12 protein-coding genes are annotated in these 14,011 nt (G+C 44.7%); all 12 read right to left on the bottom strand.

The window, feature by feature from the left end:
• Positions 1–82: 82 nt before the first annotated feature.
• Positions 83–1,411 carry an MFS transporter gene (locus FC73_RS02295; protein WP_056936285.1) on the bottom strand — a complete coding sequence of 443 codons (1,329 nt, stop codon included), beginning with the start codon at positions 1,409–1,411 and terminating at the stop codon, positions 83–85.
• A gap of 68 nt (positions 1,412–1,479) precedes the next feature.
• Positions 1,480–2,880 carry a replicative DNA helicase gene (gene dnaB, locus FC73_RS02290; protein ID WP_010022199.1) on the bottom strand — a complete coding sequence of 467 codons (1,401 nt, stop codon included), beginning with the start codon at positions 2,878–2,880 and terminating at the stop codon, positions 1,480–1,482.
• Between the two features lie 34 nt (positions 2,881–2,914).
• On the bottom strand, positions 2,915–3,367 hold the full coding sequence (rplI, locus tag FC73_RS02285) for a 50S ribosomal protein L9 (RefSeq protein ID WP_010022197.1): 453 nt from the start codon (positions 3,365–3,367) through the stop codon (positions 2,915–2,917).
• Between the two features lie 51 nt (positions 3,368–3,418).
• Positions 3,419–5,443 (bottom strand): DHH family phosphoesterase, encoded by a 2,025-nt coding sequence (locus FC73_RS02280; protein WP_010022195.1) that lies wholly within the window; start codon positions 5,441–5,443, stop codon positions 3,419–3,421.
• 113 nt (positions 5,444–5,556) lie between these two features.
• A complete protein-coding gene (gene rpsR / locus FC73_RS02275) occupies positions 5,557–5,793 on the bottom strand; it encodes a 30S ribosomal protein S18 (RefSeq protein ID WP_010022194.1) in 237 nt (78 codons plus the stop codon).
• Between the two features lie 38 nt (positions 5,794–5,831).
• Positions 5,832–6,341 carry a single-stranded DNA-binding protein gene (gene ssb / locus FC73_RS02270; protein WP_010022193.1) on the bottom strand — a complete coding sequence of 170 codons (510 nt, stop codon included), beginning with the start codon at positions 6,339–6,341 and terminating at the stop codon, positions 5,832–5,834.
• A gap of 25 nt (positions 6,342–6,366) precedes the next feature.
• Positions 6,367–6,669: a 30S ribosomal protein S6 gene (rpsF, locus tag FC73_RS02265; RefSeq protein ID WP_010022191.1), complete on the bottom strand. Its 303-nt coding sequence runs from the start codon at positions 6,667–6,669 to the stop codon at positions 6,367–6,369.
• Positions 6,670–6,851: 182 nt separating this feature from the next.
• Entirely contained in the window at positions 6,852–7,823 is a 972-nt protein-coding gene (locus FC73_RS02260; RefSeq protein WP_010022189.1) for a GMP reductase, read from the bottom strand.
• Positions 7,824–8,009: 186 nt separating this feature from the next.
• Positions 8,010–10,451: a DNA gyrase subunit A gene (gyrA, locus tag FC73_RS02255; protein ID WP_235728166.1), complete on the bottom strand. Its 2,442-nt coding sequence runs from the start codon at positions 10,449–10,451 to the stop codon at positions 8,010–8,012.
• Positions 10,452–10,574: 123 nt separating this feature from the next.
• A complete protein-coding gene (gyrB, locus tag FC73_RS02250) occupies positions 10,575–12,524 on the bottom strand; it encodes a DNA topoisomerase (ATP-hydrolyzing) subunit B (RefSeq protein WP_010022187.1) in 1,950 nt (649 codons plus the stop codon).
• 21 nt (positions 12,525–12,545) lie between these two features.
• Positions 12,546–13,661 (bottom strand): DNA replication/repair protein RecF, encoded by a 1,116-nt coding sequence (gene recF / locus FC73_RS02245; RefSeq protein WP_010022186.1) that lies wholly within the window; start codon positions 13,659–13,661, stop codon positions 12,546–12,548.
• 8 nt (positions 13,662–13,669) lie between these two features.
• Entirely contained in the window at positions 13,670–13,888 is a 219-nt protein-coding gene (gene yaaA / locus FC73_RS02240) for a S4 domain-containing protein YaaA (protein ID WP_039143789.1), read from the bottom strand.
• Between the last annotated feature and the right edge of the window lie 123 nt (positions 13,889–14,011).

The following is a 14,011-nucleotide window of genomic DNA, read 5'->3' as shown; positions in this document are numbered from 1 at the left end:
TTCACGTGGAACAATTCCAATTTGACTCAGTGAAACTTATTAGTAATCAATCTTATTAACGACTTGAAACCTCTGAAAACAATTAGTCTCGGATATCACGTAGAATCCACACTGCTCCGGCTGCCAAAACCATGGTTACGGCCGCAATCACAAAGATATTTGCAATGGAACCAATTACCATCACAATCACCGGACTGGCCAGTGAAGCCACAATCTGCGGAATACAAATCTGAACGTTAAATAATCCCATGTAAACCCCAATGTATTTTCCGGGAATCTCACGGGTCACAAACGTCAACGGATAGACCGAAATTCCGGCCCAACCAACGCCGATCAGGATAAACGCAATTACCTGTAAAAAAGTGGTGTGACTCAACGCTGACATTAAGAAACCCATTCCCCCGATGACTAAACTAATCGAGAAGAACAGTTTGTATTTTCGTTGCGGAATTCGTGCCAGTACCAGAGAAACCACCACGGCGGCTAGTGCATACACTGCCGATAGAATTCCAAATAAATTACCACCAGCCTGGTAGCCACTGCTCATTGGGTCAGTGGTGTTAAAGACGTTTTTAGCAATGATACTGGTTCCGTACATCCACATGTAGGCAAAACCAATGTAGGCAAAGAGTTGGATGATGGACACAACCCAGAAAACCCTGGGTGCGTCCTTTAAAAGCATCCACGTGCTTTTCTTAGCTCGTTTCCCGTTCTGTTCCAAACCATGATAATCGTTGAACTGCTTTGGTGGATACTCGTCAACCTTTAAAACGGTGACGATGGTACAGAAGATCAGGACAACGACGGCAACGTAGAACGAGAAGATTACTGAGTTAGGAACCATCCCCTTGCTGGCAGTGTTACTAACCCCAATCTCGGTAAAGAGCCATGGTGATAGACACGCTAGCACGCTACCGATGTTCAAGAAGAAACTCTGAATCGAATACGCAAACCCACTCTGCCGTTGGTTAACCATGTCACCAATCAGCATTTTATAGGGCTGCACACACATGTTAAAGGCAACCATCAAGACCAACGTGATGACGGCGGCCAACGAAATTGTAACCACGCTTGGCCACCCGAAATCACCGACGTTTGGTAGCAGGAATAACGTGATGGCGGCCGCAATGGTCCCAACAATTAGATAGGGAATCCTTCTGCCCCACTTCGGAATCCAGGTTCGATCAGACCATCCACCGACCAAGGGTTGGACAAACAACCCGGCGATCGGGAGAATGATAAACAGGAGTCCTAAGAGACTCGGTGACGTTCCAAGGGTCTGAAAAATTCTTCCAAGTTGCGAATTCATCAACCCAAATGACATTTGGACTCCAAGAATTCCAAAGGATAGAAACCAGATTGCCGCAATGGATAATTTTGGCAACCCTTGTGTCTTTTCGTTGTTGTTCATTGAAAATCCTCTCAATCTTTCTTATTTTAGTTTTAATAAAAAAAGCCACTTACCCTGTAAGTGGCTTTTTATTGTACACCATCATTCGAAGCATAGGAAATAGATGAGAATTTATTATACGATTTTACAAAGAGCAGTTTAACGGTTCCCCTCGGACCCGAACGATTCTTTTCGATAATAACTTCAACCTCGCCGACGTTATCATCGTCATCGGCCCCTTGAGAACGGGGATCAGAATCTTCATCGTCTGAATCGTGCTCATAGTAGTCTTCCCGGTACAAGAAGGCGACGATGTCAGCATCCTGTTCGATTGATCCTGATTCACGAATATCCGACAACACCGGACGCTTGTCCTGACGCTGTTCCACTCCACGTGAGAGTTGTGATAATGCAATCACTGGCACTTGAAGTTCATTCGCTAATTTTTTAAGTTGACGGGAAATTTCAGAAACTTCCTGTTGCCGATTTTCTTTGTTACTCCCTTCAATTAACTGAAGGTAATCGACGACGATCAATCCCAAATTGCCGGTTTGTTTAGCTAACCGCCGGCAGTTAGCACGAATGCCAGCCATCTTATTGCCGGGAGTATCGTCAATGTAGATGTGAGCCTTTGAAAGACTGCCCATCGCAATTACTAAATTCTGCCATTCCTCTTCGGTCAATTGACCGGTTCTCAGGTGGTTGGCATCAATACTACCTTCCGCACATAACATTCTGTTCACTAGTGACTCCGCGCTCATTTCCAAACTGAAAATGGCAACCGTCTTGTCAGTCTTCGTTCCCACGTTCTGCGCGATGTTCAACGCAAACGCGGTTTTACCAACGGCTGGTCGTGCCGCCAGAATCATCAGTTCACCGGGATGAAGGCCGGTAGTCATCTTGTCAAGCTCGTGATAGCCCGTCGCAAGACCGGTAATGTCATCCCCACCATTTTGAGAAAGTTGGTCAATTTTAGTAAAGGATTCGTTTAAAACGTCCTTAATGTTCTTAAATCCAGATTGATTCCGATCCTCCGAAACGTTCATGATGTCCCGTTCGGCGTTATCTAACAGATCTTCCACGTCTTCGGACTGTTCGTATCCCTGGGTCGCAATGTTAGTAGCGGTCTGGATCAGTCGTCTTAAAACGGCCTTATTTTTCACAATCTTAGCGTAGTACACCAAGTTAGCGGCCGTTGGTACAGCGTTCGTCAGGTCAATGATGTACGGAACCCCACCGACGTCTTCTAGTTGGTCACGCTGTTTTAAAAGATCGGTAACGGTCACGGCGTCAATTCCCTGATCATCCTCGTTTAAATCTAACATCGCCTTAAAAATTAGTTGGTGAGCCCGCTTGTAGAAATCATCAGGATTCAAGTATTCCATGGCGTCGACTAGTCCGTCGGTACTTAGGAAGATGGACCCCAAAACGGCTTTTTCAGCCTCAATGTTCTGCGGTGGTGTGTGATCATTTAAAGTATCGTTGTTCATTCTCGACTCTTTTCTAACTGTAACTTACGATCATTTATTTTTCGCTAACGTGAACCCGAATTTGAGCGGAAACCTGGGGATGAACCTTAACGGGAACATCGGTATAACCCATGGACTTGATTGGTTCACTCATTTCGATCTTCCGTTTATCAAGTTTAATATTGTACTGATCCAACAGACCTTGAGCAATCTGCTTACTGGTAATTGAACCGAACAATCGTCCGTCTGATCCTGCCTTCGCCTTTAGTTCAACGACGGTCTTGTCGTCTTCAAGCTCCTTTTTCAGACGTTTGGAATCTTCAAGTTCCTCTTCTTGATGTTCAGCTTCAACGTGTTGTTGGGCCTTTAACTCACTGATCGCCTGTTTGGTGGCTGCTTTAGCGAGTCCCTTCTTAATCAAAAAGTTGTTAGCGTAGCCAGATGGCATTTCCTTTACGTCACCACGGTTACCCTTACCTTTAACATCGCTCAAAAAGATTACTTTCATTTTGATTCACTCCTTGTTTACTAATAATTTAACAGATTTAAGTTCATTCTGCTATTTGTCTGCTTTCTCATCATCGCTGTTAACGATCTTGTTAATGGCGCCCAATAGGGTCTTTTTAACCTCAGAAACACTTTCATCGGGAATCTGAGTGGCACCCGCGGACAGGTGACCACCACCACCAAGTGCTTCCATAATCAGTTGAACATTAATGTTACCATTACTTCTGGCCGAAATGCCAATGTTTCCGTTTGTTCGTTTAAAGACAATAAATGAAGCTTCAACTCCATCAATTGTCAGGAGGGAATCGACGGCCTGAGCGGCAATTACAGAGTCGTATTCCTTGTCATTTTCGGCGGTAATGAGTGCCATATTTTCGTCAATCTGTTCCATCATGGAAATGAGGTGGTTTCGATCCATGTAGTTCGTCACACTCTCTTTCATGAAGTCAGACATTTCGTCGGCATTAGCGCCCGCTGATCGGAGATAACTGGCGGCATCAAACGTACGCGTTCCCGTACGAATGGTAAAGGACTGGGTATCAACCACGATCCCACTCAACATCGCCGTTGCCTCCAGTTGATTAATGGGATCCGCATCCTGCGACTGATACTCAAACATTTCGGTAATCAGCTCACAAGCGGAGGAAGCATACGGTTCAATGTAGACCAAGATTGGGTTTTCGGGAAAGTCCTCTCCCCGACGATGGTGGTCGATGATGACCACGCGATTCTTGAGACGTTTGTAAAGATCCCCGGATACTCCCATGTCAGGCTTCGAGTGGTCGACCATGATCAGTAAACTGCTGTCAGTGGCCTTCTTGAGCGCCTTATCCGGGGTAATGATCGATTCCTTAATGTCAGGATAATCGTCAATCGCATTCAACAACCGTTTGATGTCAGAATGCGGTTCCTCTTCGTCCATTACAATCCAACACTGCTTACCATTCATCTGGGCAATTCGTCTGATACCCATGGCAGCTCCCATAGCATCCATGTCAGGTTGAGCGTGTCCCTGCACGAAAATTTGGTCGGATTCCTTCATTAACTCTTGTAAAGCGTGGGAGATCATCCGAGCTCGAACCCGGGTTCGTTTCTCCATCGGGTTCGTCTTGCCACCATAGTATCGGGCTTCCTTGTCCTTGGCTTTAACAACGACCTGATCACCACCACGACCAAGAGCCAAATCAAGGTTACTCTGGGCCTGGTCAGCGAGATTATTCAGGTTATTGTCATCGTATGAAATTCCCATACTAAGCGTCAACGGGAGGTTTTGTTTGGAAGTGTTTTCCCGAATGACGTCCAGTATCTTGAACTTATCGGATTCAATCTGATTCAGAGTGGAGACGTACAACAGGATAAAGTAGTGATCGGCATCAATTCGTTTTAAGAAGATCCCATACTCCTGCGCCCACGAACTTAGCTCATTGGTGATGTAATTTCTCAAGTTAGAAACGTCTTGGTCACTCATTGACTGGGTAATTTCATCAAAGTTATCCAAAAAGATCTGGCCAACCGCAATTTTACCATTTTCATACTTACTTTCGATTTCCGCATAATGGGTAATATCCATCATGTAGACGGTGTTATATTCCTTTTGGACCAACATATCGAACTTATGTCCCCGCCAGGTCATCTCAAACGGTTTCGTCTGATCCAGGTTGGCCTGAATTATGTCAAAGAGGTCGGGAGCAGAATGATCAAGCGGATAACCAACTATTTCCGAACTGTCAAAGTACGGTTGCAGGTACGGATTAATCCATTCCACCACGTGTTCATCGTTAAAGATCAGGATCCCAATCGGCATCTCCAGAAGGGATTCCTGCTGACCCCGCATAATCTGGTAGGACAGGTCGTTAATGTATTTGTCGGATTCTTCACCAACTCGGTTCATCGTGTTGATGGTATAGACCAGTCCTAAACAGGCCACCAGCAATAGAACAATTCCAATGAAGAAGTTGTACAGAAAGGCAATTACTAATCCCAAAATCAATGAAATCGCAATAAAAATCGTAATTTTTCTTAATCGTGTATTTTTTAAAAATGGCGGTAACGTCATTTGTGAAAAGAACTTTTTCATAGTAACTCCCATCTCCCACTCCATTATTTCTTCTATTTTATCACATTGGAGCTCATCCCATAAAAAGGGTAAAAAAAAGACCTAACTAAAATAGTTAAGTCTCAAATTCTGAATTAGTCACCAACTACGAATGGCATTAACCCCATGATACGGGCACGCTTGATCGCAATGGTTAACTTACGTTGGTTCTTAGCACTTGTTCCAGTAACACGACGAGGTAAAATCTTACCACGTTCTGAGACGAAACGTCTTAATAAATCAACGTCTTTGTAATCAATGTATTCAATATGGTTTGCGGCGATAAAGTCAACCTTACGGCGACGATGGCCACCTCTTCTTTGTTGAGCCATGTGTATTTCCCTCCTAAAACATTAATCAAATCGTTCCATTAAAATGGAAGATCATCATCGGAAATATCAATCTGGTCTCCAGAGTTAGCAAAGGGATCGTTCGAATTGTCATTCTTTTTGCCATTGTTAGGAGTGGATTGCCCACTCGTCTTTGGAGTTCCAAATGGATTTTCACTAGGAGCGTGATTGCCATTGCTGCTTTGACCCTGACCATTGCCACCGTTCTGTGAACGTGGTTCAAGGAGGGTAAAGTTCTCAACAACTACTTCGGTAACATAAACTCGCTGGCCCTGCTTGTTCTCGTAATTTCGGGTCTGAATCCGACCTTCGATTCCAACAAGTGAACCTTTATGCACGAAGTTGGCAAAGTTTTCAGCTGATTTTCGCCAAATAACACAGTTGACGAAGTCAGCTTCCCGATCACCATTCGAATTGGTGAAACGACGGTCAACAGCTAGGGTAAAAGTACCAACTGCCGCGCCATTTTGGGTGTATCGCAAATCAACGTCTCGTGTTAAGCGTCCAGTAAGAACTACTGTATTAATCATACTGAAAAACTCCTTTCATCTTAAATTATTTGTCGTCTCTTCTTACGATCATATGACGTAAGATGTCTTTATTAAACTTGGCAAGACGGTCAAACTCGTTTAGACCTTGGTCGTTGTCGCCTTCTTCAACGTTGACAATGTGGTAAGTACCTTCATTGTAGCCGCCGATTTCGTAGGCCAAACGACGTTTTTGCCAGTCTTTTGAATCGATTACGTTTGCACCATTATCAGTCAAGATCTTGTCGAATCGGTTAACCAAGTCAGTCTTGGCAGCATCGTCGATATCAGGTCTGATGATGTAAGTAATTTCGTATTTGTTGTTTTCCATGAATTACACCTCCTTGTGGACTGTCGGCTCTCCAGTGATTTGGAGAGCAAGGGGAGTCAATTAAAAACCTAATTGAACTCACAATGCTTAATTGTATCATTGATTGTTCTCTACTTCAATAAGACATTTGAGGCGTTGATTTGCGATACATAATTAGATACGCAGGTCACTGCGAATTGTTTTTAATCACCGTTATAAATCGAATTTTTAACGACCACGTAGTCAACCTTCCGAATGGCGTCGATGTCTTTCCCACCAGCGTAGGAGATTGATGACTGCAGGTCCTCTTGCATCTCACGCAGAGTGTTATAGATGCTGCCCTTGAAAGGAACTAACAACTTCTTTCCCTCTACGTTTTTGTAGGCACCCTTTTGAAATTGGGAGGCGGAACCAAAGTATTCTTTGTATTCCTTCCCATCTTTTTTCACTTTTTGACCCGGAGACTCTTGATGGCCCGCAAACATCGATCCGATCATGCACATTGTAGCACCAAAGCGAATCGATTTCGCGATGTCACCATCGGTCCGAATCCCACCGTCAGCGATGATGGGTTTTCTGGCTCCCTTCGCACAATAGCGAATGGCAGCTAGTTGCCATCCCCCGGTTCCAAAACCGGTCTTAATCTTAGTGATGCAGGCCTTCCCGGGTCCAATTCCGACCTTGGTGGCGTCCGCACCCGCGTTTTCAAGCGCCCGAACGGCTTCTGGGGTTCCGACGTTTCCAGCAATCAGAAAAGTGTTGGGCATCCGTTCCTTAACGAATTTAATCATGTTGATGACCGAGTCCGAGTAACCGTGGGCAATGTCAATCGTGATATATTCTGGGATTTGGTTGGCTTGGACCAGTTCCTTAATGAAATCGTATTCGTTGGGCTTAACCCCGATACTAATGGAGGCAAACACCCCATCGTCATGCATTCTTTTCACAAAATCAAGGCGTTTTTCTGGTTGAAAACGGTGCATGACGTAGAAGTAACCATTTTTAGCGAGACTTTCGGCTAGGTCAGCGTTAATCACCGTTTGCATGTTAGCTGGTACGACCGGAATCTTGAACTTACGGCCCCCAAACTCAACCGAAGTGTCACATTCGCTTCGGGAGTTAACTACACACTTATTCGGAATCAGTTGAATATCTTCGTAATCAAACACGTCCATTTTCATAAATCTCCTTGCTCATTTTACGAACTATTAAGTCATTTTTGCTTTAATTGTTTCAAACACAACCAATATCATAGCCGAAATAACCCGTTTAAGCAACATTAAAATGCCAGTTTACGAATATTAGTAATAATTTTAGTCAAAAAAATAGCACTACGCCAAAGGTAGTGTTATTTTTGTGCTTTATTCTTCGGATTGATCAGAAGCTGAAGTTGGTTCTTCAACCTTCGATTCTTGTTCTTGGTCCTTGGCAACGACCGCCATGGTAGCTACCTTGGCGTCATCATCAACTCGGATTAAGTGAACTCCAAGAGTGGCACGACCAGTCTCAGAAACGTTATTAACCGCGAATCGAATCATGACACCCATGTTAGTAATTAACATGATGTCTTCATCGCCAGTAACGGTACTCAAACCAACCAGTGGACCATTTTTCTTGGTCACATTGGACGTCTTGATTCCTTTACCACCACGACCCTTAATTGGGTAATCAGCGGCTTTCGTTCGTTTACCGTATCCATTTTCAGAAATAACGAACACGTCACTGTCCGGTGTTAGGATAGCGGCTCCAACCACGTAATCTTCAGGACGTAGGCGAACTCCTCTGACCCCGGAAGCCGAACGACCCATGGAGCGAACGTCATCAGCTTTGAAACTGACGGCGTAGCCCAGATGGGTTCCAATGATCATGTTGTCACCGTTGTCAACGATGGAAACTCCGATCACTTCATCGCCATCATGTAAATGAATGGCTTTTAAACCGTTCTTTCTGATGTTTAAGAAATCAGAAACGGGTGTCCGTTTAACCGTTCCGAGCTTAGTGGTGAAGAACAGGTATTTATCCTGATCGTTATGCTTCGATGAGATGCTAATTACCGTCTGAATCTTCTCGTTTTGACCGAGGTTCAACAGGTTAACGATTGGAATTCCCTTCGCAGCCCGGCCGTACTCTGGTACTTCATAAGCCTTCATGCTGTAAACTTTCCCAGCGTTAGTAAAGAACAAGAGTCGATCGTGGGTCGCCGTTGATAGCAGGTGTTCAATAAAGTCATCCTTATTAACACCCATGCCTTGAACTCCGCGTCCACCACGATTTTGCGCCTTGAACTCGTCCGTTGGGAGACGTTTGATGTAACCGTTGTGGGTCAACGTGATGACCACGTTTTCCTCTTCGATTAAATCTTCGTCTTCGATGCTGGTAATTTCACCAACTAATAATTCGGTCCGACGTTTGTCACCAAACTTCTTTTGAATTTCAAGGAGTTCGTCGTAGATAATCTCATTAATTCGGTCCCGACTATTTAAAATGTCCTTGTAATCTTTAATGTTAGCAAGTAATTTATTGTGTTCATCGGTAATCTTGCCACGTTCCAGTCCGGTCAAACGAACTAAACGCATGTCTAGGATCGCCTGAGCCTGCTTGTCATCTAGTTCAAAATTATTGATCAGTTCGTTTTTGGCAATGTCACCGGTCGAAGAACTTCGGATAATCTTGATGACCGCATCGATATTATCGAGAGCCACTAACAATCCTTCCAGAATGTGAGCTCGGGCTTGGGCCTTTCGCAAATCAAATTTGGTTCTTCTGGTAATTACCTCAACCTGATATTCAAGGTAGTACTGCAGGATTTCCTTTAAACTCAAGACCTTCGGAGCACCATCGACGATGGCCAGCATGTTGAAACTAAATGAGGTCTGCATCAACGTCAACTTGTACAAGTTGTTCAAGATTACTTCCGCAGAAGCATCCCGTTTTACGTCAATGACAACCCGCATTCCGTCCTTATCGGACTCATCATTAATCGCGGTAATGCCCTCAATTCGCTTGTCTCGCACTAAGTCAGCAATCCGTTCGATCAACTTGGCCTTGTTGACCATGTAAGGAAGTTCGGTCGCAATAATGCGTTGCTTCCCGTTCTTTTGTTCCTCAATGTCAACCTTGGCACGAACGATGATACTTCCACGGCCGGTTTCGTAGGCTCTTCTGATTCCAGATTTACCCATGACAACTCCACCAGTTGGAAAGTCTGGTCCTGGAAGTGCTTCCATTAAATCATTGGTGGTAGCGTCTGGATTTCGCATCAAAATATGAATGGCACTGATTACTTCACTTAGGTTATGAGGTGGGATGTTAGTGGCCATCCCAACCGCAATCCCTGAAGCCCCATTTAAAAGCAGGTTGGGAATTCGAGCTGGGAGAACCACTGGTTCACGTTCGGTTCCATCATAATTGGGTTGAAAATCAACGGTGTCCTTATTGATGTCCCGCAACATTTCCATTGAAATCTTGGAAAGACGGACCTCGGTGTAACGCATGGCAGCGGCACCATCACCGTCAACTGACCCGAAGTTTCCGTGTCCGTCAACTAACATGTAACGGTAACTGAATTCCTGAGCCATTCGTACCATGGCTTCGTAGACGGAACTGTCACCGTGGGGGTGAAACTTACCTAAAACATCCCCCACAATTCTGGCAGACTTCTTGTAAGGCTTGTCTGGGGTAACACCTAATTCGTGCATATCGTACAAAATCCGACGATGGACCGGCTTTAAACCGTCCCGAACGTCAGGAAGCGCACGTGACACGATCACACTCATTGCATAATCCAAGAACGATGATCTCATCTTCTTCGATAATTCAACGTTTTGAACTCGACTTGGTTTATTATTTTCTTCATTTGCCAAGAGATTTTGCCTCCATTCCTTGTTAAATCAGTCAATTAACCTAATTGTTTCATGTGAAACAATTTATACATCCAAGTTTTCAACAAAGGTTGCGTTGTCTTCGATAAACTTCCGTCTAGGAGCCACCTTTTCACCCATTAACATGGTGAAGGCCTCTTGGGCTGCCGAAGCATCATCAGAAGTAACTCTTAATAAACGACGGTGATCTGGATTCATGGTAGTGTCCCACAACTGGGAAGCATCCATTTCACCCAGCCCCTTATATCTTTGAATCTGTGGTTTTGGTGAAGCAGGTAACTGACCTAGCAGTTCCTGGAGTTCTTCATCAGAATCAACGTATCGCTGGAATTTGTTTCCCTGACGAACTCGATACAAAGGTGGCTGAGCGATGTAGACGTATCCAGCATCGATCATTGGACGCATGTAATTGTAAATTAAGGTGAGCAGCAAAATCTGAATGTGAGCGCCATCGACATCGGCATCGGTCATGATGATCAACTTGTGATAGTTAACCTTACTGATGTCAAAGTCGTTTCCAAAGCCCGTTCCCATAGCGGTAAACAGGGAACGAATTTCTTCGTTTGCCAGGATTTTCTCCATGGTGGCCTTTTCAACGTTCAGGATCTTTCCACGAATTGGCAAGATGGCCTGGGTTAAACGAGAACGACCCTGCTTAGCTGAACCACCGGCGGAGTCACCTTCGACGATGAACAGTTCAGAAACGTTCGGATCCTTGCTGGTGTTGTTAGCCAATTTGCCGGGCAAACTGTTAATTTCAAGTCCACTTCGTTTTCTAGTGACCTCACGAGCTCGTTTAGCCGCAGCTCGAGCCTTAGAAGCAACCGAACCCTTTTCAACGATCTGCTCAGCAATCTGAGGATGCTCCATCATGAACTTGGAGAACTCTTGGCCAAAGATGTGGTCAGTAGCCGTTCTAGCATCAGAATTACCTAACTTGGTCTTGGTCTGACCTTCAAATTGGGGATCGGGATGCTTGATGGAGACAACGGCCGTCATCCCTTCACGCACATCGTCACCCGAAAGGTTGGGTTCACTGTCCTTAATTAAATTGTTATTTCTTCCATAGTTATTAATAATTCGTGTCAAAGCCCGCTTGAACCCTTCCTCGTGGGTTCCACCTTCGTAGGTGTTGATGTTGTTAGTAAACGTCAAAAGGGTGCTGTGATAATCATTCGTGTATTGAATGGAAACTTCAACCGTAATACCGTTTTCTTGACCCTCAATGTAAATAGGATCCTTGAAAATTGGAGTTCGACCACGATCCAAGAATTCCACGTAATGACGAATTCCACCTTCGTAGAAGAAGTCATGTTCAACGGGTTCTTCCGGACGGTCATCTCTGATCGTGATGCGGAGACCCTTGTTTAAGAAGGCCAATTCTCTGACCCGAGTGGTCAAAGTCTTCATGTTAAAGGTCGTGGTTTCGGTAAAGATATCTGGATCCGGAACAAAGTGAACCTTAGTTCCATGGGCGTCTTGAGGTGCATCACCAATAACCTTCATTGGGGTCTTGACGTGGCCTCTTTCAAAGTCCATGTAGTAGCGCTTGCCACCTTTTGTAACCACAACGTCCAGTTCTTTTGACAAGGCGTTTACAACTGAGGCTCCAACTCCGTGAAGTCCACCAGAAACCTTGTAACCACCGCCGCCGAATTTACCACCAGCGTGCAGGATAGTGAAAACGGTCTCTAGCGCTGATTTACCGGTATCTCTCTGGGTACCAATCGGAATTCCACGACCGTTATCGGTAACGGTAATACTGTTGTCTTTTTCAACGACAACGTTAATTTCATCGGCGAAGCCAGCCAGGGCTTCGTCAATTCCATTATCAATAATTTCCCAAACTAAATGGTGAAGTCCCTGTTCGTTAGTGGCTCCAATGTACATCCCGGGACGCTTTCTAACCGCTTCAAGTCCCTTTAAGACTTGAATTTGACTAGCGTCGTATTCGCCGGCACGTTCTCTTTTTGCTGCTTTTTCTTCATCAGTCACTACAATTCCTCCTCAACTACATTACTCGGATACAATGACTCCCTTTTCAATGTGAAAAGTTTTGGGGTTATTAATTAAATTAGATGCCACCCCACTCATGCTTGTGGTGGTCAAAAATGTCTGAACCCGGTCCTGAATGGCCGTCAGCAAGTGGGTCTGCCGACTCTCATCCAGTTCGGATAACACGTCATCAAGTAGAAGAACCGGATACTCCCCGGTTTCTTCCTTCATTAAATCGATCTCTGCTAGTTTCGTAGACAAGGCGGCCGTTCGTTGCTGACCCTGCGAGCCAAACGTCGCAACATCCTTCCCGTTGACAATGAAGTGAAGGTCGTCTCGGTGCGGACCAAAGATGGTCGTTCCCTGTTTCACTTCCTTGTCACGATTGGCCTTGAACTTGGCTAACAAACTCTGATAGATCTGCTCCACCGAGGTCAGGTCCGTCTTCTTTAAGGAGGTTACGTATTTAAAGCGTAACGTTTCCTTTTGCTGGGAAATTTCAGCATGAATCGCCTGCGACCACTTCTGCAGTTTGGCAATCAGCTGAATGCGCTGAAAAATAATCTCGGCAGCATACGCTGACAGCTGGTCCGATAGAACGTCCAGGTAAACCATGTCACTTTGTCGGTGTAACAAGAGTTCCCGCAGATAGGCATTTCGCTGCTTCAAGATCCGACGATACTGCGTCGTGTTGTACAGGTAACGATTACTCATCTGGCCGAACTCCATGTCCATAAAGTGCCGACGAACTTGAGGTGACCCCTTTACAATCGACAAATCTTCGGGGGCAAATAAAATCACGTTAAGCTGCCCAACGTATGACGATAGCTTGGGTTGCTCAATGTGATTCACCTTGGCTCGTTTGCCATTTTTACCAAAATCAAGTTCTAGTTCAGTGGTCGTATGATTCTTCTTAACTCGTCCCCATAATTGCGCATGGTTCTCCTTCCAATTGATCAGATCACGATTGGTAGTCGTCCGATGGCTCTTAGTGAGTGCGAGTGCATAAATTGCTTCAAGTAGATTGGTCTTTCCCTGGGCATTTTGTCCAAGTAAAACGTTCACTCCGTCTGAGAAATGAACATCAGCATCTTTATAATTACGAAAATTGCGTAATTTCAATTCTTCTAGCTGCATGCTTAACCCTACTTTGTCTTAATAAAAAACATTCCTACGTCTGGAATTGAGACCGTATCACCCTTGTAGAGTTTCTTCCCACGTCGATTCTCAGGCTCGTCGTTTAGGTACACCATGTTTTCCTTTAAATACCACTTGGCTTTTCCGCCTGATTCCACAATGTTCTCTTCTTTTAGAAGTTGCCCCAAAGTTATGTACGGAGTCGTTATGAAAATGTCTTTTTTCATGAATTCACCCACTTTCAAATCTATTTCTATTATACCCCAAAAATAGGCAAAAGTACATAAATCGGGCGATTTTATGCGTTTTATGCTCATTTATGCTTTTTCATACATAAGTGCCTCAAATGC

Source organism: Fructilactobacillus fructivorans, assembly GCF_001434095.1.
GTDB lineage: Bacteria > Bacillota > Bacilli > Lactobacillales > Lactobacillaceae > Fructilactobacillus > Fructilactobacillus fructivorans.
This window is presented reverse-complemented; position numbering and strand designations above follow the sequence as displayed.